This is a genomic window from Bacillus sp. MMSF_3353 (assembly GCF_030733445.1).
GTDB lineage: Bacteria > Bacillota > Bacilli > Bacillales > Bacillaceae_G > Bacillus_A > Bacillus_A wiedmannii.
In genome coordinates, this window is the sequence record NZ_JASHJA010000019.1 from 1 (window position 1) to 23,038 (window position 23,038).

General features: G+C 31.4%; 24 protein-coding genes and 2 pseudogenes. 6 read left to right on the forward strand and 20 right to left on the reverse strand.

Annotated features, from left to right (window positions below; genetic code table 11):
- Positions 1–74: 74 nt before the first annotated feature.
- Positions 75–719: pseudogene (locus tag RBB48_RS24130) on the forward strand (aldo/keto reductase); the annotation flags it as partial.
- A gap of 20 nt (positions 720–739) precedes the next feature.
- Here RBB48_RS24130 and RBB48_RS24135 read toward each other — a convergent pair.
- Together RBB48_RS24135 and RBB48_RS24140 are read right to left on the reverse strand one after the other, a co-directional pair.
- A complete protein-coding gene (locus RBB48_RS24135; RefSeq protein ID WP_097907898.1) occupies positions 740–1,336 on the reverse strand; it encodes a DJ-1/PfpI family protein in 597 nt (198 codons plus the stop codon).
- Positions 1,333–1,416 (reverse strand): annotated as a pseudogene (locus RBB48_RS24140) (ankyrin repeat domain-containing protein); the annotation flags it as partial. The gene RBB48_RS24135 and the pseudogene RBB48_RS24140, both read right to left, overlap by 4 nt.
- A 173-nt stretch (positions 1,417–1,589) precedes the next feature.
- Here RBB48_RS24140 and RBB48_RS24145 point away from each other — a divergent pair.
- Positions 1,590–2,009: a cytidine deaminase gene (locus tag RBB48_RS24145; RefSeq protein WP_306008184.1), complete on the forward strand. Its 420-nt coding sequence runs from the start codon at positions 1,590–1,592 to the stop codon at positions 2,007–2,009.
- A gap of 259 nt (positions 2,010–2,268) precedes the next feature.
- On the opposite strand, the gene RBB48_RS24150 is transcribed toward RBB48_RS24145, so the two are convergent.
- The 6 genes from RBB48_RS24150 to RBB48_RS24175 form a co-directional block, all read right to left on the reverse strand.
- The gene (locus RBB48_RS24150) at positions 2,269–2,499 is read right to left on the reverse strand and encodes a hypothetical protein (protein WP_000789031.1); all 231 of its coding nucleotides are present in this window, start codon (positions 2,497–2,499) and stop codon (positions 2,269–2,271) included.
- 372 nt (positions 2,500–2,871) lie between these two features.
- Entirely contained in the window at positions 2,872–3,135 is a 264-nt protein-coding gene (locus RBB48_RS24155) for a hypothetical protein (RefSeq protein WP_000432423.1), read from the reverse strand.
- A gap of 201 nt (positions 3,136–3,336) precedes the next feature.
- Positions 3,337–4,101: a class I SAM-dependent methyltransferase gene (locus RBB48_RS24160; protein WP_088063725.1), complete on the reverse strand. Its 765-nt coding sequence runs from the start codon at positions 4,099–4,101 to the stop codon at positions 3,337–3,339.
- Positions 4,102–4,415: 314 nt separating this feature from the next.
- Positions 4,416–6,212 carry a Xaa-Pro dipeptidyl-peptidase gene (locus RBB48_RS24165; protein WP_306008185.1) on the reverse strand — a complete coding sequence of 599 codons (1,797 nt, stop codon included), beginning with the start codon at positions 6,210–6,212 and terminating at the stop codon, positions 4,416–4,418.
- 200 nt (positions 6,213–6,412) lie between these two features.
- A complete protein-coding gene (locus RBB48_RS24170) occupies positions 6,413–7,789 on the reverse strand; it encodes a sensor histidine kinase (RefSeq protein ID WP_060487093.1) in 1,377 nt (458 codons plus the stop codon).
- Positions 7,782–8,429 carry a response regulator transcription factor gene (locus RBB48_RS24175; protein WP_306008186.1) on the reverse strand — a complete coding sequence of 216 codons (648 nt, stop codon included), beginning with the start codon at positions 8,427–8,429 and terminating at the stop codon, positions 7,782–7,784. The genes RBB48_RS24170 and RBB48_RS24175 overlap by 8 nt, the downstream gene beginning before the upstream one ends.
- Before the next feature lie 121 nt (positions 8,430–8,550).
- Between RBB48_RS24175 and RBB48_RS24180 the strand changes: the two genes are divergently transcribed.
- Positions 8,551–8,967, forward strand: a complete 417-nt coding sequence (locus RBB48_RS24180; protein WP_283881229.1) for a hypothetical protein — start codon at positions 8,551–8,553, stop codon at positions 8,965–8,967.
- 57 nt (positions 8,968–9,024) lie between these two features.
- Here the strand turns inward: RBB48_RS24180 and RBB48_RS24185 are convergent, their stop codons facing one another.
- From RBB48_RS24185 to RBB48_RS24215, 7 genes are all read right to left on the reverse strand, one after another.
- Positions 9,025–9,378, reverse strand: coding sequence for a GNAT family N-acetyltransferase (locus tag RBB48_RS24185; protein WP_306008203.1), 354 nt, complete (start codon positions 9,376–9,378; stop codon positions 9,025–9,027).
- 378 nt (positions 9,379–9,756) lie between these two features.
- A complete protein-coding gene (locus RBB48_RS24190; RefSeq protein ID WP_306008187.1) occupies positions 9,757–10,461 on the reverse strand; it encodes an alpha/beta hydrolase in 705 nt (234 codons plus the stop codon).
- A 171-nt stretch (positions 10,462–10,632) separates the two neighbouring features.
- A complete protein-coding gene (locus tag RBB48_RS24195; RefSeq protein ID WP_306008188.1) occupies positions 10,633–12,012 on the reverse strand; it encodes a 5'-methylthioadenosine/adenosylhomocysteine nucleosidase in 1,380 nt (459 codons plus the stop codon).
- A gap of 20 nt (positions 12,013–12,032) precedes the next feature.
- Positions 12,033–13,031 carry a phosphotransferase gene (locus RBB48_RS24200; RefSeq protein WP_306008189.1) on the reverse strand — a complete coding sequence of 333 codons (999 nt, stop codon included), beginning with the start codon at positions 13,029–13,031 and terminating at the stop codon, positions 12,033–12,035.
- A 15-nt stretch (positions 13,032–13,046) separates the two neighbouring features.
- Positions 13,047–13,799: a WecB/TagA/CpsF family glycosyltransferase gene (locus RBB48_RS24205; RefSeq protein ID WP_088063733.1), complete on the reverse strand. Its 753-nt coding sequence runs from the start codon at positions 13,797–13,799 to the stop codon at positions 13,047–13,049.
- Positions 13,800–13,811: 12 nt separating this feature from the next.
- Positions 13,812–15,401: a M3 family metallopeptidase gene (locus tag RBB48_RS24210; protein WP_306008190.1), complete on the reverse strand. Its 1,590-nt coding sequence runs from the start codon at positions 15,399–15,401 to the stop codon at positions 13,812–13,814.
- A gap of 114 nt (positions 15,402–15,515) precedes the next feature.
- Positions 15,516–16,784, reverse strand: coding sequence for an APC family permease (locus tag RBB48_RS24215; RefSeq protein ID WP_088063735.1), 1,269 nt, complete (start codon positions 16,782–16,784; stop codon positions 15,516–15,518).
- 142 nt (positions 16,785–16,926) lie between these two features.
- Here RBB48_RS24215 and RBB48_RS24220 point away from each other — a divergent pair, with 142 nt between their 5' ends.
- Positions 16,927–17,361, forward strand: coding sequence for an Lrp/AsnC family transcriptional regulator (locus RBB48_RS24220; protein ID WP_306008191.1), 435 nt, complete (start codon positions 16,927–16,929; stop codon positions 17,359–17,361).
- Positions 17,362–17,395: 34 nt separating this feature from the next.
- Here the strand turns inward: RBB48_RS24220 and RBB48_RS24225 are convergent, their stop codons facing one another.
- The 4 genes from RBB48_RS24225 to RBB48_RS24240 form a co-directional block, all read right to left on the reverse strand.
- Entirely contained in the window at positions 17,396–18,256 is an 861-nt protein-coding gene (locus RBB48_RS24225; RefSeq protein WP_306008192.1) for a DegV family protein, read from the reverse strand.
- 480 nt (positions 18,257–18,736) lie between these two features.
- Positions 18,737–19,189 (reverse strand): spore coat protein, encoded by a 453-nt coding sequence (locus tag RBB48_RS24230; RefSeq protein WP_088063739.1) that lies wholly within the window; start codon positions 19,187–19,189, stop codon positions 18,737–18,739.
- A gap of 14 nt (positions 19,190–19,203) precedes the next feature.
- On the reverse strand, positions 19,204–19,404 hold the full coding sequence (locus tag RBB48_RS24235; protein ID WP_060487103.1) for a hypothetical protein: 201 nt from the start codon (positions 19,402–19,404) through the stop codon (positions 19,204–19,206).
- Between the two features lie 364 nt (positions 19,405–19,768).
- Positions 19,769–20,359: a spore coat protein gene (locus tag RBB48_RS24240; RefSeq protein WP_306008193.1), complete on the reverse strand. Its 591-nt coding sequence runs from the start codon at positions 20,357–20,359 to the stop codon at positions 19,769–19,771.
- A gap of 828 nt (positions 20,360–21,187) precedes the next feature.
- On the opposite strand from RBB48_RS24240, the gene RBB48_RS24245 reads away from it, so the two are divergent.
- Both RBB48_RS24245 and RBB48_RS24250 read left to right on the forward strand, forming a co-directional pair.
- The gene (locus RBB48_RS24245; protein WP_060487105.1) at positions 21,188–21,619 is read left to right on the forward strand and encodes a GNAT family N-acetyltransferase; all 432 of its coding nucleotides are present in this window, start codon (positions 21,188–21,190) and stop codon (positions 21,617–21,619) included.
- Between the two features lie 247 nt (positions 21,620–21,866).
- Positions 21,867–22,040, forward strand: coding sequence for a hypothetical protein (locus RBB48_RS24250; RefSeq protein ID WP_088122379.1), 174 nt, complete (start codon positions 21,867–21,869; stop codon positions 22,038–22,040).
- A 119-nt stretch (positions 22,041–22,159) separates the two neighbouring features.
- On the opposite strand, the gene RBB48_RS24255 is transcribed toward RBB48_RS24250, so the two are convergent.
- Positions 22,160–22,930, reverse strand: a complete 771-nt coding sequence (locus RBB48_RS24255; RefSeq protein WP_087983809.1) for a GNAT family N-acetyltransferase — start codon at positions 22,928–22,930, stop codon at positions 22,160–22,162.
- Positions 22,931–23,038: the final 108 nt, after the last annotated feature.

The following is a 23,038-nucleotide window of genomic DNA, read 5'->3' on the forward strand; positions in this document are numbered from 1 at the left end:
GACGGGAAACTGTCACGTACGGTGTTAGGTGGGGGAAAAGGTGGAGATGATATCAAAGCTTTACCTATCACGCACAACCTGTATATGATACTCCCGAAAAAATCATCGCCGTATTTGAAACAAGTTTACAACGTCTTCAAACAGATTACATTGATCTTTATTTTTGTCATATTTGGTGGCATAACCGTAGAGAAACAGAAGCATTTTTACGTGCATTTGAAGTATTAAAACGTGATGGAAAAGTAAGAGCAGTCGGTGTTTCGACACATGATTTACAATACATTCGTCATTTCAATAAAAACAATGAAATTGACATCGTACAACTTGATTACAATATATTGAATCGAAAACCAGAAAATGATATTTTGCCATTCTTACAAGAAAAAAATCTAGGAGCTGTTATTCGTGGGCCGTTAAAAATGGGTATTTTAACTGGAAAATTCACAAATAAAACAACTTTTCCAAATGGAGATTTACGCAAAGATTGGCCAAATGAAAATTGGTTTCAAGAAGACTTACAAAAGGTAGAGAAACTTCGGTTGCTCTCAAATAAAAATCAGACCTTAGGGCAACTTGCACTTCGCTATATACTCACTCATCCAGCAGTGAGTGTTGTAATCCCAGGTGCAAAAACAGAAAAACAAGCACAAGAAAATGCAAATGCGTCTGTTCGCCCTATTTTGAGTGATGAGGAGATTAGCTATATTCAATCAATATAAAAAAGCCCAGCCTGGGCTTTTTAATTTTGTAAATCAATATCATATTCCATACTTTTAGCTGTTTCCTCAGCAATCTCCACACCTAACAAATTTTTTACAATATGAAATGACATGTTAATACCAGCTGAAATACCTGCAGATGTAATAATGTGTCCTTCATCTACAAATTTCACATTCTCCATTACTTCTACATTCGGATAATCTTTTTTGAAAGTTTGAATACTAGCCCAATGCGTTGTTGCTTTTAAGCCTTCTAGTAAACCGGCTTTCGCAAGTAATAGCGCTCCCGTACAAACTGATGTCATTAGCTTTACTTCTTTCATTTGCTGACAAACCCAATTTATTATAATATCATTTTTCACTTCATTTTCCCGAACGCCTTTACCACCGGGAATGATTAAAATATCAACTGGTGGGAAATCTTCAATACTATAATCCGGTTTTACCTTTAATCCGTTTCTTGCTGTAATCATTTCTCCATTTTGGCTAACTGTATACACAGTAAATGGTTTTTCTTCATCCGCTTCGGTTACAGAAAAAACTTCAAATGGCCCAGCAAAGTCTAACACTTCTACCTCGTTAAATAAAAATATGCCCACACTCCATTTATTTATCATACGTTCACTTCCTGTTTTAAATGATGTAAAAGGTGATCATGTTCTTTTTCTAATGCAATATAATATGCTGTTCCCCCATCTTTCAAAATATTTAAGTTTCCCCTTCTTCTATATGTTCTATTGATTATGATATTTTCCTGTTAAAACTACAGTTTACATAATAATATTATCTCTCCAATAATTATCTGTTATTTTAAATATTAAATTTTTCCGTTAAAATAACACTAATCATGTTTAATATGGAGGAGAGATTATGTTACAAGTAATGCCTTTAAATAGTGAAGACTATGATTTAATTAAAGCTGCTGAAAAAGTAATCGAAAAAAACTATAAATACGGTCGTCATCATATCGGTTCAGCTGTAAGAACTAAAGCAGGTAATATTTATGCAGCAGTGCATGTTGGAAGAATAACAGTATGCGGTGAAGCTATGGCGATCGGAAAATCTATTTCAGAAGGTGATCATGAATTTGATACCATTGTCGCAGTTGCTCACCCACACCCTCATGAAGATATAGAAAAATGTTGGGTTGTTGCTCCATGTGGTATGTGTCGAGAATTAATAAGTGATTACGGAAAAAATACGAACGTTATACTTTCTTATAATGGTGAACTTGTAAAATGTAACGTAATAGAATTATTACCTGAAAAGTACACAAGTGAAGTAGAATAATCATTCCTGTTTTCCATTCATCAAATAATATTATTCCAATAAAAAACAATCCATTTTAAAAACGGATTGTTTTTTATTTCTTTTTTATGCAGTTTATTTTATTTTTCTATTTTCGATAATTATAAAATTATCATTAACAAAAATGAAATTCAAATATTCAAGTACGTATTGCGGTTCGTTTTCCATTTGAAAATTAAAATTCTATTTCTCCTTACATTCGAAAAATATCAATATAAATTCTCTAAAATAAGCAGTCTTATCATACTAATCTATAACAATTCTGTCTTCTTCCCTTACCTGTTTCCTTTAACACATATGATTTTAAAACAAGCGCTGTTAATGAATCTGTTAATGTTTTATATGATAAATTAGATAACGCTAATAAATCGTTCGTATATAACATTCTATGCTTCTCTAATAATAATAGTACTAATCGTTCCGACGGTTTTAATGCCTCATCACTTTCTAGTATAAAGTCTATATTTTTCATTTCTCTAATTGTTACTCCTTATATAAAAAAATACTTGCACAACTAATTTAATATAAAAATAATACACAACAAGATTTGAAGTATATTAAAATAACATCGTTTCGAAACACTATTATACTATAACATAGAAAAAGCATTTCCCGAAATAGGAAATACTTTTTAAAATTGCTTATATGTTTCTTCCAAACTTACATTATATTTCGAATTCTTATCCGTACAATTTCCTCCTAATTTTTGCTGGTCATACCGATGTATTTGTAATCAATCGAGTTCTTCTAAAATAATATAAACAAATAAAAACGGTTAGTCTATCATACTCTAAACATGAATGAATAACCGTTTTCCAGCTTCTTCTCAAATACATGTACTACCTTAAATATTTCTTGCAATATGCGGCTTACTGTAATGACTTGTACCACCACCGCCTACTACTACTTTACCGCCTTTTTCAAAAATTAATAGTTTACTTGAACCATCTGCAAGAAGTACTATTACTTCAGCATTATTACTTGTTGCTACATAAATTACATAGCCACTTTTTGATATACATGTTTCCCAATTCGCATCAAATTCTGATCTTACTACACGATTGGAATACACTTGATTTTCAATTCTGTCTTGTTCTACGTTTTCCAAATTTATCCCCTACTTCTCTAAAATATCATTTATAGAAAAATAACATTTCTATTTGAAATAGTAACTGCCTTTAATATAAGTAGTATATGTAGTTAGTAGAAGAATGCTTGGACAACCGGAACGTAATACCATGTAAGTAATATACAATTGAAATAAGGCAGCCGATATTATATCGATTGCCTTATTTTCATACATAGTTCTTTATTTTTCGTTTCGCACAGCTTCAAAAGTAAACATTTGACTTGCATTTGACGGTTCTTTTTCATAAACATAGTCAGCGGAGTAAGTAATGTTAGAGAAACCTATACTTTCTAGCAGAAGTTTAAACTCTTCTATTCCATACCAGCGTATCGCAAAGCGTTGTAGTTCTGTTTGTACTAACTGCCCTTTACTCCATTTTTCATATTTTAAATATGATAGAGTAACTTGGTTCAGCCAATCTATTTCAATTGATTTATTTTCTAATGTAATTCCGTCTCCACTCGGCAAAGAAAAAGTCGATGTATGAATCTCTCCTGTTTTCCAGTCATGCGGAAGCATAATATCTACGATTAATCGCCCGCCTGGATTAAGATGTTCATAAAAACATTTCAATGCGTTTATAGAATCTGTACGATTTTCAATTAAACAAAAAGATCCAGTTGGAATGATAATTGCCTCGTATTTATGTGGCAGTGAAAATTGTTGTAAGCTTCCTTCATATAAATTAGGATGTAAGTTTCTCTCTTTACATCGCACGCGGCACGATTCTAGCATTTCAGGTGAATAATCTATCCCATCTACTGTAAAACCAGCTTCAAGAAGCGGGATAATGACACGCCCTGATCCTACCGCTGCTTCGAGAATTCTTCCCCTACAATTTTTTAAACGTTCTTCGTAATACTCAATATCACCATTTAAAGAATAACCGACAGGCTTAGTGAAATCGTAAAGTTCCGTGCAAAGTGTACTATAAAAACTAAACATTTATTTTCTCCTCCGTTTTATACGTACGGAAGATTTTCATTCAATTAATCTTCCTGTACCTTTATTTTTAATAAAAATTCGAAAGAGCTGACTGTCATAATATATCACTCGCTTTCCATACAATATAATTATATTGTATAATATTCCATTCAAAATAAACATATGAAAATTCAGAATTATATTGAAAGGAGGATATGATGAATTCATTAATTGGATTTATTTTTCTTCTTATCACTTTTAATACACTCATTTTAAACTCCCCATTTCAAAGTTTAAAGAGCTTACTATGCAGTAAGCTCTTTATTCATAACTATTTATTTCACAATCGGCAATGTTACTTCACTTAATTTTACTGTAAGCTTCGTGCCCGCTTTCGGTCTAATCGTATAATCATAGTCACTAGCGATTAAAATGACCCCTATTTGATGCCCCGCTTTAAATACATAATCATCAGGCTGCATATCCCATGTGAATGTATAATCTTTGCCCGGTTGAATCGCTGTTGAATTTTCTATACTCTTTAAGTTTTGTGGATCCATCCAGCCTCTCGTTACAATTTCCGGCTTTGCTCCACCATAATCAACAAGTAAAGCAGTTAAATTTGATACAGATCGATCAATATTTCCTGTAATTGAAATCTTTGGTGTACCGCTTATACGCGTATCTTTTTGAAGTACAGGCATTGTATACACTAATCGATTGGCTACTTCTAATTCTGGGTTTGCTATTAATTGATTTGATTTCATTTTTGCATCATCCACGAATGAGAAAACTTTATTTGCTGAGCCCATACTTAATGGCAAATTAACTGCTTTGTTACTTAAATACATACGAACTTTTGACGGTACAGCTGCTGGATCCGGCCAATTTTTTATTTTATCCCAAGTTTTATTTTCACGTTGTACATCCACCATCGGTTCATTCATAATCCCATTTTCAATTCCATACAACCAGTAATCGAACCATTTATTTTGTGTTCTTTGCCAATCATTTGTTGATGTTCCACCGTGTCCACCTTGATGTAACCACATTTTACGAGGGACATCATTTTCTCCAAGTGCTTCCCACCACTGCGCAAACTGCTTCGTCTTTACATTCCAATCATTTAAACCATGAACAACAAATACACTCGCTTTTACGTTTTTAGCATCTTTTACATAATTACGTTTATCCCAAAAATCATTATAATTACCAGTTTTCCGGTCCTGTCCAGCTGTTAGCTCTTTTATTACTTGTCCGCAAACTTCAGGATTTTCTCTTGTTAAAACTGCTTCTGCCATGTTATCTGTATCTTCTCCTTGGTATCCACCAGGCGCAATGACTGCACCGTTTGCACGATAATAATCATACCAACTACTAATCGCTGCGATTGGAATAATTGTTTTTAACCCTTCCACGCCAGTCGTCGCAACTGCATTTGGTAACGTACCATTATAAGAAACGCCTGTCATACCTACATTTCCTGTTGACCAATCAGCCTTAACTTCCTCACCATTTTCTGTATATGCTTTCGCTCGCCCATTTACCCAATCAATGACAGATTTCGTCCCTAATATTTCTTGCTCATCCCCAGTAGTTGGACATCCGTCTGATTTCCCAGTTCCTATACTTTCACCTAAAATGACTGCATAGCCTCTTGGCACATAATAATTTCCGTATGAACCAAGATTAACAGCTCCATACGGTTTCCCTTCATACGCATACAATTCTTCATCTACATTATATACAGGAACATCTTTTAAGCCAGATCGATATGGACTCATTTCATATATAACGGGAACTTTCACATTTGAATCAGTTTTTGGACGCATAACTTTTACTGATACACGATCCTTTTTTCCATCTCGATCACTATCAACTTCCGTCTCTACAAATAAATTTTCGATAATTGCTTCATCAAGCGAGTAGATCGGCTTTGTCATCCCATTTTCTAATTCAATCTTCGTATTTGATTGTAGTCCTTCTGCACCTTTCCCATTTAACTTCACGCCATTCTCATTTATGTAGTTTGTTTCTTTCTTGTCTGCATACGCAGTCATACTAGAAACTCCTGATGTGACTGATAAAGATAAGATTGTTGATAATGTAATTGCTATTTTCTTTTTCCCCATACTTTTTCCTCCCCATATATGTCTCCTTTTACTATACAACAAAATAACAGAAAATTCAGTTTATATTTCATGCAACAACTTGAAAAATTTGTAGAACACTCTTCAAACGAGCTTTCGAGGTTATACATTCTGATTTACTACTCTCATATAATCAAAAAAAACATCGCCTAATAATAGACGATGCTTTTTATAGTTTCGAATTAGTCATTCTTCATATTAATATAAAATCTTATATCTCCCTCTATTGTAGAGACTCCATAATCAAAACCATGTCTTTCTAAAATACTTTTCACTATCGCTAAACCTAGTCCTGTACCAGAATGGTCTTTACTACGAGAAGATTCTAAGACGTAAAAAGGTTCCCAAATTTTATCGATATCTTTCATTTGTTCAGCATTCATACCATTTTGAATTTGAAAATATATATTTTCATTTCGATCTTCTAAAGTAATTTTTATATTTTGATTTGCTGTATATTTTATCGCATTAGATATTAAATTTTGAAAGACCATTTTCATTTTATTTACATCAGCATTAACAACTGCATCGCTAACATTATAGTTCACTTGCAAATTGATTTCTTTCGATTCCAGTTCAATCTTATGCTTATCTAATATACTTTGGACTAGTGATTTAATATCGAATTCTTCTTTTTGTAAAACATCTCTTTCTAGTTTAGAAAATCGTAATAACTCTTCAATTAGGTTTGAAATGTGATCAGTTTGTTTAATGATTGTATCTATGTATGTACCATCATCTAAACCATCTTTTATTCCCATAGAATATGCTTTCACTAATGCGATTGGAGTCTTTAATTCATGCGTCACATCACCCATAAATCGTTTTAAATGTTCATTTCGATCTGTTAAATCTTCATGCGCTTCATTTAGTTTTTCACTCATGATATTAATACTATTAGCTAAGTCCCCTATTTCATCATTTGTTTTCACTTTCGCTCGTTCAAATTTCAAATTTGAAATATCTTCTGCAACATTACTTAATTCTTTCAATGGTCTGGTGATTGTCGTTGAAAGTATCCATACAAGTACGATAATAAGAAAAATCGTAATGCCAAAAATGTAAAAATAAAATGAATTTAACACTTTTATTATTTCATTAGAATGTGCGATCGAAACTCCTACTAAAATTAACATATCGTCTTTCGCAATGTATTTCACAAAAAAACTAGATTTAATCTTTTCTTGATCATATATTTTATTCGCTTGCCCGAAGTTCTTTACTTTCATTACTTCTTCTTTTGTAATCCAAAGTTTATTAAGGGCAACCCTTTTCCTTGTAAGTTGCATACGTAACTCATCATTAATTCGATCTTCCGAATTGTTAATTGATGTATACGCAATCGTAACATTTCCTTTATTTTCAATGCTAGTAATTGCTTCATCCAGTTGTTTGCTCGGTATGGACTGTATTTGTGCTGTAATACCTTCTAAACTTTCTCGCGTTTTGTAAATATTATATTTCGGTAAAAGATAGTTAATTAATAATAAAGAGATTGTAAAAATAAGAATAACAGTTAAAGAAATGCTGAGAAATAGCTTTTTTCCAAGTTTATTCACTCTGCTCCTCCAAACTATATCCTAAACCACGATGCGTCTTTATAATATTTTCTCCTACTTTTTTACGTAATCTTCTTACATGTGTATCAACAGTTCGCTCTTCTCCGAAATAGTCAAATCCCCATACGATATCTAACAATTTTTTTCGAGTTAAAATCATGCCTTTATGATTTAAAAAACACTTTATCAATTCTAACTCTGTTTTTGTAATATCTAACTCTTTGTCATTTTTATAAACTTTATTTTTAGTGAAATCTATTTTCAAATCTTGAACTTGAATGACATCATCATGCTGTATAAGTTTTTTCGCTCTAGTTATTAATACGCCTGGATGAAATGGTTTTTTTACATATTCATCTGCGCCACTTTGAAGTGCTGCTAATTCATCTTCACTTTCACTTTTCGCTGTAAGCATTAACACTTTTACGCTTGAATTCTTTTTTATTTCCTGACAGACAGTAATACCACTATGTTTCGGCATCATCCAATCTAAAACAGCTAAATCAACTTTTTCATCATAAAATATTTGAAGTGCTTCTTCTCCATTTTTTGCTAATAAAACTTCGAAGCCTTCTTTCTCGAAATAAGCCTTTAAAATCCTTAACATATCTTGTTCATCATCTGCTATTAATACTCTCATACATTATCCTCCATTGCTATTAAACAAAAACCAATTGTATTATACAACTTCTTTGTTACATCAATGTGACAGAAAAATATTTGAACGTTTTAAGGGTATAGTAAAAACGAGGTGTTGTATTATGATTAAAAAAATCGGGGTTATTACTCTTCTTTGTTTCTTATTATCAACAAATGTGTTCGCAAATACAAATCAACAAATTGAAGTGTTTGATTGTCAAAAAGAAATGGTCGTTCAAAAACAATCTTTAGATCCAGCTATTCAAAAAGAAGCTGTTCAATACGCTAAATCCATTACTGGCCCGTTCAAAAACTTAAACGTCGTTCCAAAAGATGGTCACATGATAAAAATCCCATTATCTAAACCAATTTCTATTACAAATCAATGGTTACATACAACAATTGATGAAGTACTTATTCTCCTCCCGCTTAATCAAAAACCTTATATTATGCTTTACGATGATGAAAACAATCCGCATTTTTATTATGTGAAAGGTGATCCGAAGGGATTATTGAAACAAATGAATGTTAAAACATAATTGAGTAGCAAAAGAGACTTCATAAGCTTATTTTTCGAAGCTGCGGTCTCTTTTTTACTAATATAATACTTTATAGTGACTAGACCCTTTATATACTTCCCCCTTCACAAATCCATTTGCATTATAAAACACATCACCTTGTTTCGTATCTGTATGTAAAACAACCACTTTAAAATATTTTTCTGCATGTAATAATAATCGGTTTAATAACAAGTTCCCTAGCCCTTTACGACGATAGTTCTTTGAAATATAAAATCTCCTTAATCGACCAATCTTATTGTTTTCTGTATATGGATCCTCATTTAACCCTCCTATTCCAATTAACTTTTCCCCTTGAAAAATACCATATAAACATTCTCCAGTTTTATTAAATATGTTTATTTTATTTTCATATTCACTTATTAGTTTTATTAAGAAATTAAATCCTTCTTCTTTGCTTTCTTAAACAAGATAATCGTGCTCGTATTTCATTAAATCTTCAATTTGTTGAATATGTATATCTTTCAAGTAAATTCCCCCTTAATATAAAAATACGTAAAAATGCTCAAGAATTATTTATTCTGAGCATTTTTATGGTTGTTATTTTATTTAATTCGTAGTGTGCGTATTCTTCACTTCAGATGTAAATCGATAATATAATTGTTTAATTTCTATACATTTAAAGTTATTTGTACTCAAAATCATGAATAAAGCCGTTTAAGTAAATACATTTATAATATCTCTCAAATATTGTATTAGTTTATATATTCGTCATTCTTCTCTAACAGACTCAAGATAAATTATAATTTGTTAATTGATATGTTTGTGTAACCACTGTTCAAATATCTTGAACTGTTCTTCAGTATGAAAATAATGTTCACCTGTCTCCATGACTTCTAATTTACAACGATGTTTTTTTGTAAAATAGTTAATAGTTTCAAATTCGCACAGTTCATCCTTGGATCCGTACATAATATATGTATCTGTATTCCATGTATTAATAGGATGTTCTTTTACATAACATAAATAATCCCAATATAACTTTTGACCAATCGGTGTCTCTATAGTCATTTCTTTTTGCAAAAGCTCTGGTGTTACATTAAACCATTTCATCATATTTTCGATAATTCGTTCCATATTAACTACTGGTGATAAAAATAATGCCTTTTCTATCACATCATTTTGATAAGCTAAAAGGCTAAAATAAGCTCCTATACTACATGCAAACACGCTTACTTCTTTCCAATGTTCTTTTGCGTAATTCATAACTATCGATAATTCACTAACACAAAACTGTACTTTGCAAGGAGTATTATCATTTTTTCTGTCTCCATGCTCAGGTAAATCAAAGCTTAATACTTGATAACCTTTTTGATTAGCTTCTTCAGCTAATATTTGAATAACTGTATCTTCCTTATTTGACATATTTCCATGTACTGCAATAAAAACTTTTTCACTTTTATCTCCCCACAAAACCGCGGGAATATTACTAATGTTAAAATTATCTTTAAGCATATTTCCTCCGTGGAATAAGATATATAGGAATTGGCAAAAAACTGCACACACTTTATAATCCTCTACTCAGTTTTTTTAAAAAATCAAACTATTACTAATTTATCACAAATGAATTCTACTCCATTCGTGGAAGAAGGATTTTTAAAATATTGTATGATTTTTTTAATGAATTTATAATCTCTGCACAGTAGGCGATATTCCCTTCAACTCAAGTAAATCATCTATTACTAAATCCGCCTGCGCAAGTTCATCTTCTTGTGCAAAATCAAAATTGCATCCAATCGCAATCAAGCCATTATCTTTCGCTGCACGTATATCAGATAAACGGTCGCCAACTACCGCTGCTTCTTTTATATCATATTTGTTCAAAATACTTTTTACTAAGTCACTTTTATTAAGAGAGTTTATTTGTTCAATACTAAACGTTTCAGTAACCCACAGGTCCAAAGAATAATAAGATACGATTGCTCGTAAATATTCAGTTAAACCATTACTAGCAATATATATTGAACAATTATTTTCTTTTATGTATGTAAAAACTTCTTTTACGTTCGGGTATAAAGCACCTTTTCCGCTCTTAATGTTTTCAATTAATCTTTCTAAAAAATATGCATCTGTTTGTTCTCTTACTTCAATAGAATGATTCGGTAATAAAGCTTCCCAAACTTTCGGCAAAGGTACACCCATAATTTTACGGTATTTTTCAATAGGTGTTACCGTATCCCATAATTGTAGTGATCTTAAGTAATCAAAAGTATCATCTAACGATAATTCTAAAATTTTATCAGTTTGAAATAACGTTCCGTCCATATCAAAAATTAATGCTTGTAACATGTCATTCTCCCCTTTTGAACTATAAGTTTTACTCGATATATTTTTCAGCATCTCAACGATAATTTCTGAACAATAATTTGCGGCAGTTTTCGCGAAGTCGTCATAAGAAATTTGCGCTTCATCATCTGCACTGTCAGAAATACATCGTATAACGAGAAACGGTATATCATTTATGTGGGCAACATGTCCAATTGCTGCACCTTCCATCTCTGTACAATGAGGTGCATATTCGTCTATTAATTTTGCTTTTAGTTTTGAATCCTCAACAAAACATTCACCACTAACGATTCTTCCTTCATGAATCTCCATATGTAAACTACTACTATTGCATGCAATGCGTGCTAACTCTATTAATTCCTTACTTGCGATAAATTCTTCTTGGAACGGGAATAAGTTTTTCATTTGAGTTTTACTTACATCATGATGGGTAACATTCGTTGAAATGACTACATCACCAACTTTTACATCCGGATGTAACCCGCCAGCAACACCCGTATTGATGATAGCATCTACATCAAATTTATGAATTAATGTTTGCGTACATGCGGCTGCATTTACTTTTCCTACACCACATCTTGTAACAATCACTTCAGTTCCCATAAATTCGCCAATGTAAAAAGGCATTCCCGCAATCGTCTGTTCCTCTTGTATAGCTAGTTTTTCTAAAAGTAAGTCTATTTCAATTTGCATTGCTCCGATAATGCCGATTTTTTTCATGAATGTAGTCTCCTTTTTTCTTATAAATCTGCCAATATATTATGTAATGCACTGTAATTTTTAGCTATCCAATTCATTTCATCCGCAAAACGTGAAGGTGGTACACTATGCTGATCTATATTGGCATGAATCCACCATGTACTCTCCATATACCAAAGCATTTGAATTGCCCGAACAATACTCCCTACTGGAAAGTCTAATTTATGACGGTATCCCGCTAAAAGTGATGCAACAAGGCCCTTATTTAATACTCCATCATGTAAGGCACAAGATATAACCGCACGCCCAATATCCAACTCTACATAATCATAATCCATACGATCAAAATCTAGAATTGCTGAGACTTCATCGTTATGGAATAAGAAATTATCTACCCATAGATCGCGGTGCACCCATCCTCTTTTACTACTATAAAATTGATCTATATTTACTAATTGTGTTGCCTCTTGTTGTAATTTTATATGGGAGAGAATATGTTCTTTTCCTAACTGTTCTGCTTCTTTCCTTTTATCTTCCCAATGTTCCAGCCTTTCCTCTTTAGTAGGCGGAACAAATTTAGGATTTTCTCCTTCTATTAAAGAGCCATCATTTAACAAATTATGCATAAGACCTATTGTCTTACCAAGAGAGTAGATTTCCTTTTCATTCAATTTTCCTGGTGAAATTAGATTACCTTCTTTATGTTCTAAAACTATAAATCTTTCATTATTTTTTGATGTATGCATTACATTATTTTTATAAGTTAGAAGCTTCGGACAACATACACCATTATTATGTAGTCTTTGCTGGTGATGTAATGCTTGTATTAAAAGTTCTGGGTTATACATTTTGTACCGTTCTTTATTATATTGCTTTAATACAAAAGATCCTGCATCCGTTTCGAGTTTCCACTTCAAATTTAGCCAACCACGATGAATAGGTATTGTTTTTTGAATTTTAAATTCAAATAAATATTCACATTCTACTTTCAGCTCTCGAAAAATTTCTTTAGCTTTTTCATTAGATAACGGCTCTATCATCTTGTTTATCCTTTCTTAACTTGGTGTTCCTTTCATCCTCTCTACCATAACTGAAATTAAAAATTTCGGAAGTACGAGTTGTCTCTTTAACCGTTTCGGCTGCGAAAGTAACCTATACAGCCATTCAGTTCCTGTATCCCTCATAATTTTTGGTGCTCTTTTTACAGTACCAGATATTATATCAATCATGCCTCCTATACCAATAGATAGCGGCACGTTTAATGTTTGTATGTTTTCATAGATGAATTCTTCTTGTTTTGGTGAACCTAGTCCTACTAGTAGTAAGTGCGGCTTGAATTGCTTAATTTTCATTTTTACTTCTTCTATTTCTTCGCCATTTACAAATCCATGCTGTCCTTTAAACTGTGCTCCTGGGAACTGCTCATTTAATTTTTTTAGTGCCTTTTTATTACTTTCTGGCGCAGCTCCAAAAAGAAAGACACGATATTCATTGTCATTACAATATTTTATTAAATCGTGAGTGATATCTGCCCCAGTAACACGTTCTTTCAAAGTTCCTTTTAATATTTTCGAGCCTATTATGACGCCAATCCCATCCGCTGTTATTAAATCTGCAGAAAGTAACATCTTTTTAAACTGCTTTGATTTAGCCGTGCTTTCCTTTGCAGACATAACAATTTCAGGATTTGCAGTTACTACAAACCTTGGTTTCTCTTGTTGTTCATGTAGCCAACCTTTTAATAAACTTATAGCTTTTTCATATTCTAAAGTTGAAAAAGGTATTCCCTTTATAAGTTGGTGATCCACTATACTCTCTCCTTACATAAGCCTCAAATATTCATCAACATCTTTCGAAATTTGTCTAAAAGCTTTATACCAGAATACATAGCTTGTTATATCGATTTCAAAATGTTTTTTCATAAGTTCTTCCACTGGAGCTTTTCCTGTTTCTCGTAAAAACTCCTTATATTTCGGATGAAAAGTATTTTTACTTTCTTGAGCCATCTCTAATAAACTAAAACTAGCTAAATACCCAAATGTGTATGGATAATTATAAAAAGGAACATCTGCAATATAAAATTGAATGTATTTCATCCAAACAAACGGCTGATATTCTGATAACGCATGCCCATATGCTTTTTCTTGCGATATAATAGATAATTTCTCGATTTCATCAGCACTTAATGGACCTTCTTTACACTTTTCATAAAAATTCTTCTCAAATTCAAATGATGCTCGAATTGCCATTACATAATTAAAACAGTTTCTTATTTTCCAACTAAGCAATGACTTTTTCATATCTATACTATCTGTTGTTTGAATTAGATAGTTTAAGAGTACCGTTTCAAAGCAAATAGACGCCGATTCAGCCGTACTCATTGGCAAATAATCATCTAAAAAAGAAGTAGATTGCTCAAAACTCATATTATAAAAATGCCAAGCATGTCCTAGTTCGTGCGCAAGTACTCTTACACTATCGATGCTTCCGTCATAACGCATAGAGATTCGTGATTCTTTTTCACTGAAAAAAGGAGCACAAAATCCACCAGGTGGTTTATTATCTCTCGGTTCCGCATCCACCCATCCACTCTCTATTGCATTCCGTGCAAATTCTGCTAATTCTTTATCTATATTTTCAAACGCATCGTATATGTTTTGAACTGCTACTGAAAAAGGGATATGAATCTCATTATTTTCCTTTACGGTCATAAGTTCATGCCATGTAATCGAAGCTTCCCCCTTCTTATACACGTTTAAAACACTTACTAATGTATCAAGATTTTCTTCTGTCGCATTCCACATTTGTAATAATACAGTTTCAGTAATACCATTAGCATGTAGAGATTGCGTTAAAATCTCTCTATCTTCTAATTCATTACTCTTTGTATTACGTAATCTCCCTATTTGATTTAATACAGTAGCAAAAATTTCTTTTTCCTTATGTAAGGCATTTGTTAATAACTCGAATACTTCTACTCTTTCCTTTTCATTATCACTATTCATTGCAATATTATTTGCTTGTCCAAATGATATTTGCTTATTATTGTGCTCTATTTCTATCTTATTTCTTAATTGTATGTACATATTTTCCCATGCACCAAGTTCATCTTTTATTAAATTAGTATTAATATTATTGGAAGTTTCCATTTCACTTTTCTGTATTACTTGCTGTACTTCTTTTTTCAAATCTTTTACTGTCATAGTCGATATAGTAAGGTCAGATGAAATACTTTCTTCAGCAGATCGGCAATACAAATAGTATTCTGCTTTTTCAATAGATTGTATAAGTTTTGAAAGAATCTCTACATCTTTTGTCGCATAATATTGTTCTTTCAACCTCAATATTGGAGTTACAATATCCTCAATTGGATACAATCGATCTAAATCCCACCTAGTAATTTCATGCATTTTTATAGCCGCCTCCTATTTTTACAAATAGTTACAGATATTTACCCTCACAATTATAAACGAAATGTAAAAAATTTAATATCTTTAAATATTTAGATTTCTACAAACGCATTCTTATTTATATTCTTTTCTTCTGCTACTGCAACGTACATAGCATAAACAGATAAACGATACAGCTACTGGAATCAGTATTACTCCTCCAATAAAAGGATAAACAACCACACAACATGTAAAAGCTACTATAGAAAAAATTTTACCTAACCTATTCTTTATTAATTTCATTCCAGCTGCAGTACCGACTATGTATGTAACAATCCCCAACGAATTCGGTATTAAAACAATTTTATCTATGCTAATATGGAAAACGAAACTTATTAACAAACCTATTATTGCAATAAAACTTACAACTTTTACTGCATTTGTTGGTGTTTCTCTTTTTTTATTAATCTGCGCTAAATAACACGGTGCAACTTCTTCTTTTCCTAGTGAATAACCTAAGCGCCCGATACTTGCGATAAATGCATTTGTCGTCCCTAAACAAATGATAAAAGCTACAAATCCAATTATCCATGCAAATTGGTCGCCTAATGCTTGCTTCATTACAAGCACAAGAGCTGTAGTATTATCAGCATTTATATGATAGGATTTCGTTCCAATTACTGATAATGCAATACCTATATATAAAACTCCAATAATAACAATTGCAAATCCCGTAGATAAAATAATATTTCTTTTTCTAGGTGATTTAAATTCAGGAGCTAAACTTGCAATAGCTTCCCACCCAAAAAACGACCAAAAAATTAATAATGATGCCTCTAAAATCGGATTTATTTCTTGCATAGAAATATGTACATTTATATTTTTTATTTCAATATAAGGTAGTGAACTAATAATTGTTATTAGCAAAATAAAGAAAGTTAATAAACCAATACATACTTGAAACAATCCACTCATTTTTAATCCATATAAATTGAAAACTATTGAAATACTTAAAATAATAAACGCTATTACGTAAGAGAAATACGGTGATAAAGCAAACACTTTCACGATATACATTCCACCAGTCATTGAGACAACAATTTGCCCAACGCTACCTGCAATAAAAAAACACCATCCTATAATAGCACCTATATTTTTACCGAAAGCTTTTTCTGCAAACGTGGCAATTCCACCTGCACTTGGGTACTCAATCGATAAAAAAGCGAATGTGAATGCAAGTGGAATACTAAGTAATATCATAATAAGCCAAGAAACAATCGCATTCCCTTCTGCAACACTCGCTGTCATACCAGGTAATATAAGAATTCCTGATCCTAAAACCGCTCCGACATATAAGGCTGTTCCCTTTTTAATAGAAATTGTTTCATCAAAATGATTAGACATTACATGCACCTCCATTTATATTTTAATTATAGAAAGTTATCAATCTATTCAATATACAAAAGTGCATGTAATTTAACATGAGATTTTATATTATGTATTTATTTCAGAAATTTACTTTCAATTTTGTAAAGGAGCATAATTCATGGATGAAATTGACAAGAAAATTACGTTATTACTACAAGAAGATGCCAGAATGACAATTACAGAAATGACCGAACACTTACACCTCAGCCGCCCTAGTGTTACAGAAAGACTAAAGAGATTACAAGATACTGGAATACTTGAGAAATATACGGCTCGGATATCATTAGATGCAGTTGGAAAATCAATTCAAGCATTTTTAAGAATCGAAAATTTAAAGATTCCATGCAAAAAATTTGAGGAGAAAATATACACAGAATATAGAATACTTGAATGTCATCGGGTGACAGGTGAAAGTAGCTATTACTTAAGAGTAGCGGTTCACTCAATGAAAGAATTAGAGGAATTAATTGATATCGTTATACCATTTGGTACAGTAAAAACTTCGATGATTTTATCTTCACCGATACCATATCGACCGATTATTACTGATTAATAAGAAAAAAAGGATTGATCAAAAGATCAATCCTTTACTCTACTTCATTTAAGAAGAACAATGTTAACGCACCAGGTCCTGTATGCGCTCCGATTGCAGCTCCAATTGTATTTACGATAAATACTTCACAGCCGAATCTTTCAGTAATTAATGCCTTTAATGCTTCGGCAGTTTCTAAATCATCACCATGAGTCATAGCGATTGTTTGACCTTTAAGGCCTTTTCCACGCTCTTCCATAATATCTACAATTCGGCTTAGTACTTTCTTTTTCCCTCTTACCTTTTCAAGTGGTACAAGTTTTCCTTCTTGCACGTTTAAGATCGGTTTAATGTTTAGTAAACCACCGATAAAACCAGCTACTTTACTTAAACGCCCACCTCTCACTAAGTACTGCAAGTCAGCTACTGTGAAGATATGTTCTATATGGTTCATTAGAAAATCAACACGTTTTAAAATATCTTCTTTTGATGCGCCGTCTTTCGCCATTTTAGCAGCTTCTAATACGACAAGCCCTTGACCAAGCGAAGCACATTTCGTATCAATAATTTCTAAATCTAAATCAGCATATGTTTCTTTCACTTCTTCTTTAATAACAACTGACGATTGATATGTACCAGACAGTTCAGATGAAAAAGCTAAATATATACAAGGATTACCTTCTTTTGCATAAGAAACAAATTTTTCTTGGAAAGTTTCAAGTGAAGGCAATGACGTTCTATAAACAGCGCCTTCTCTCATGTTTTGCAATAATGTAACTGACTCTAATGTAACTCCATCTAAATACTCTGTTTCTGCTTCATCATAAACACGGAGTGGAATTAAATCAATATCATATGCTTGCAGCAATTCTACCGGTAAATCCGCCGCACTATCCGTAATGATTTTAACACCCATTTTTAAACCTCTATTCTGTTATAAATATAAAAAATATAAAATAAAAATAGTACTTTTAAATTATATACGTAAAACTTAAATGAAGAAAGGAAAAGACTTTATATTGTATGCACTATTCTTCAAATGTTGAACTGTTAATAAAAATCATTCCAATTTAACCAATTGTTTATTGTTATTTTTTCTATACCACGAATAATTTTAGGGATTTTTCATTATTATATTTAAATTATTTAATTTAATGTGGTCTTTTCAAATTTATACTGTTTAAAATTAAAAAGCCAAATCCAATAAAGGAAACGGCTTTTTAATTTTTAAAAAAATAACCAAACTTTATTTTCCATCACATTGTTTGTTAACCTTATTATTCATGCAATGTTAAATATTAGTCCAATTATGATTAATATTTTAGCCTGTACTATAATTAAAAAAGTGAATACTTATCCCTAAGAAGCACCATATTTAAAAAACAGGTCAAATATTTTATAGAATATTTAATTTTACTAGTAAAGCTAATAAAATTTGGAGAAGAATTTGAACATTTACTGCTATGTCTGTATCCGTAGTCGTAACTGTAACATTTCTAGAATTTCTAATGACAGTTTCTTGTTTATTAACTTGTTTAACAGATGATTTTTGAAACAATTCTTGTGCTACACGGTCAGCTTTTTCACTATCTGCTATAGAAATACTTATTATAACCACGATAGCTGCTTGTAATGCTGCTTGAATAGATAACGCAGCTTTTGTATCTGTAGTTGTAACTTCTACATCTGCTGAATCAACAATTGTAATAGATTCTTCAGAAATTTGGTAAGTTTTGCTTTCTTGTGCAGCTGCTTCTGAAACATTGGCATTTTTAAAAGATGGATGAGGATTTGAAGAATCTAATGCACTCCACTTTTTATTTTCATCTGTATGGCATGCTTTGTCCATAAGTTCACCCCCTTTCAATCTAAATAATTATTAACCTGTGATTGTATTTCAGAAACAATACTTTTAATTTGCTGTTTTTTTTCTGGCGATAAATTTTTTAACCTTTCTTCATTTATCCCATGCCTATTAAAAATATCTGAGAGTAAAAGGTCTATGATTATATTCTTTTGATCCTTATCAAACTTAAAGGAAGAAAATTTGTTTAAATCATCCATTTACAATATTCACTCCAATCAATTTTCTATAAAAATTTCAAATAACTACCAGCATTATATGTAATTTAATAAAAATTGCTTGGACAAGTAACTCAATCTTCTATTTCCACTTATTTTTACTAATAAAATCAAAAAGCTGACTTCTAATAAGAAGACAGCTTTCCTTCACATAAACATAAGTTTCATTTACTGTTAAATAATGTATTTAAATTTTACTATTTTGTAGTTTTCCACACTTACTTCCCCATTAATCTTGAATATTAATTCAGTCATAATAAGAATTCCAAGCTTGTACCACATATTACAACAAAAAATATTTACTTAGATTGAACCCATATAGCTAAATATAAACAGATTAGAAACATTATAAAATATTTAGTTTAACTAATAAAGCTAATAAAATTTGAAGGAGAATTTGAACATTCACTGCAATATCTGTATCAGTAGTTGTTACGGTTACGTTTCTGGAATTTTTAATAAATGTTTTTTGTCTATTAATTTGTTTAATAGATGATTTTTGAAATAATTCTTGTGTTATTTTATCTGCCTTTTCACTATCTGCTATAGAAATACTTACTACAACCACAATAGCTGCTTGTAATGCCGCTTGGATAGATAGCGCAGCTTTTGTATCTGTAGTAGTAACTTGTACATCTGCTGAATCAACTATTTCAATATATTCCTCAGAAACTTGATCGATTTCATCTGCTTGTATAGCTTCTTCTAAAAAATTTGAATTTTTACTAAATGAATAAGAATTTAATATTTCGGAATCCTGTTTTATTGATGCAAAATCCCCTTTTTTTGGTTCACAATCCTGTTTTATTGGTGCAAAATCCCCTTTTTTTGGTTCGCAATCCTGTTTTATTGGCTCAGAAAATCGTTTTTTCGGCTCAAACTCCCGATTTAATGGATCTCGGTTTTTCTTTCTTCTACAAACTTCACAATCACACATAAAATCACCCCTTGTAGTCTAAAAAATTAGCAATATGACAATATTGGCTAACTACTAGCATTTTATGTATTTTAAAAAATATTGTTTGGACAAGTAACTTGAATTTTTATTTTATTTCTAATTCTTTTTTCTAATAACAAAAAGCTGCCTTCTAATAGGAAGACAGCTTTGTTTGTGACTATTCTAGAATAGATTTCATACAATATAATTTTTCCTTTCTTATAACCTAAGCTCGTCACTTTAGTTATAAAAATATGAGTATATCCTATAGCCTTTTTGAGGAAACATCCATAATTTATTTCAGAAAAAGTGCTTTGTTTTACTGAAAGGTAGTTGAGGAAACAACCGCCTATTTATTTAAAACAAAATAAAACTTTTATATAAAGGCCCATAATTAAATACACTTAACTTCATATGATATATTGCATCCTTTCTTTTTAGAATGAGTAGTCGTTACTGAAGGGCACTTTTCGAAGTGCTCTTATATTTATATCCCTTTTCTTTTTCTGGAGGATTTTTATCACTCAGACTGATGATTACCACTTTCCCTTAATAGTTTCAATTAATACAGTAGCTACTAACCCTATAAACTCTATACGCTTAAACAATAATGCGTTACCGAACGCATGAACTAATTTTCATTTTGACTATGTAACACTAAATTCACAAGGTTATTATCCTCTGTTTGGTGAAGCTATCATTTCAATACCAACAAACCCAGACCTTCAACTAATAACTTAAACAAATGTGCTATACTAGTTTTTTTTGATATAGCATCTTACGTTCTATATACTGAAGATAGAGCTAGTATTCTGAAGGAGGGTGTATATGAGTATTCAACTAGCCACATCTAATGATTTAGAATGGATTAATAATCAATATGACTCAATAGGTTTTGTAAGAAGTGATTTAAAAAGGGATAAAGTTGCAATTATTACTTACAACAACGAGTATGCAGGTGTTGGCCGATTAGTCCAAATAGATGAAGATACTATAGAAATGGGCGGGATTTTTATTCTCACTAAATTTAGAGGCCTACAATTAGCTGGGGAACTTGTTTCATTTTTAGTAGAAACTGCGAAGAAATTACAAGTACAACATGTATACTGTCTTCCTTTTGAGGAATTACAAAACTTTTATAAAAAATATGGCTATACTGAGGTTGATACTACGAAAGAAGTAGTTCATCCAATTATTCTAAAAAAATATAATTGGTGTTTAGATCATTATGATAAGCATGTTTTATTATTTAAGTTGTAAGTATGCCTAAAGAGAGCGTATACAAAAATATAAATTACTAGACCACTCAAATAATAACCGTACTTTATTTGGTCACCATCAGCTTCTACAAGTTATACAATTACTACATACGTTTCCTTTTTCCACTAACCTTACTTTTGTATAAAAGATTATTTTGTTTAAAATTACCTTAATTCGTATTCCAATAAACTAATCTGAAGGTGAATTCCTATATAATACAATTAAGTAATTAAAAGGAGCGTTATTCATGATAGATGTAATAAGACTCGTTATCTTTATTGTAGTTGCAATTGGTGCTATTTTTAACATTTACCTAGAATTTAAAAAACCTAAAAAAAGTATATTCTCAATCGTTTTTTTATCAGTACTCTTTATCGGTGCCTCAGGTTTAATCAAAGATATTTTATCTAAACTTTTATAGTTATTTGATTAAAAATTACTGTTCTGTCAATAATGTAAGTAACATGATTGTATTTCTCCATTCTGCTTTGGAGAGGAGCAGTTAGCTTTTGCTAGCTGCTCTTTTATTTAAAAATGATTTCATCTATTATCCACAAAATACGTATCATATGCCTTATCAAAAACATATCCTAGTTTTTCTGCCAGTTTAGCAGACGTAGTATTCGCAGCATCCCAGTTTGGATATATCTCTTTTTCTAAGCAGGCCAAGATTAGCGCTGCACTAACTATAGTCGCCAACCCTTTTCTTCTATGATTGTGATCAGTCGCCACTTCAATTTCAATCCCATTATCATAAATGCTATACGATGATGCACCGCATACAACTTCACCTTGGTACAAAATACTATACCCTATACCTCGTTTTAAATAATCTTCTACTGATTGAAATTGACTTGTAAAATCTTCAGAGACCTTATGTAGTGTAGGGATATTTACGATATGTTCATCTATTCTTCGTAACTCGTATCCTTTTGGAAGCGCTGATATAAAAGATTGTAATTTTGAACGATTAAAAACTTCCGCATTACGTTTGAATTTATAGCGTAAAAACTTATCTATTTTTCTTTCGTAAAATGTTTCTAAACGCTTTTTCCACTCTTCACTATTTACGATTACTAACATTCTATCAGGAATGTTACGTAGTAATTCTTCTGTTTCTTTCCTATTTGGATCCCCAGCATAAAATGTGAAAATCCCTACCGTAACTTGCGCTACTGTTGGGTTTTCAAGATCATTTACCCAAGCAGTACCCATATGTCCTTGTAAATAAGAAAGTAAAACAACGTTATTGAAATCCTCGAACATAGTAACTAATTTTTCTCTCGTATGTATACTCGCTTCATATATCATTTACATTCCCGCTTTCTTTGGAACCAGTTTAACTCTACTTTTCATATATAAACAAAAGTTTATTAAACTATATATAATCGTAAAATATTCGTAAATATAAAATTATTA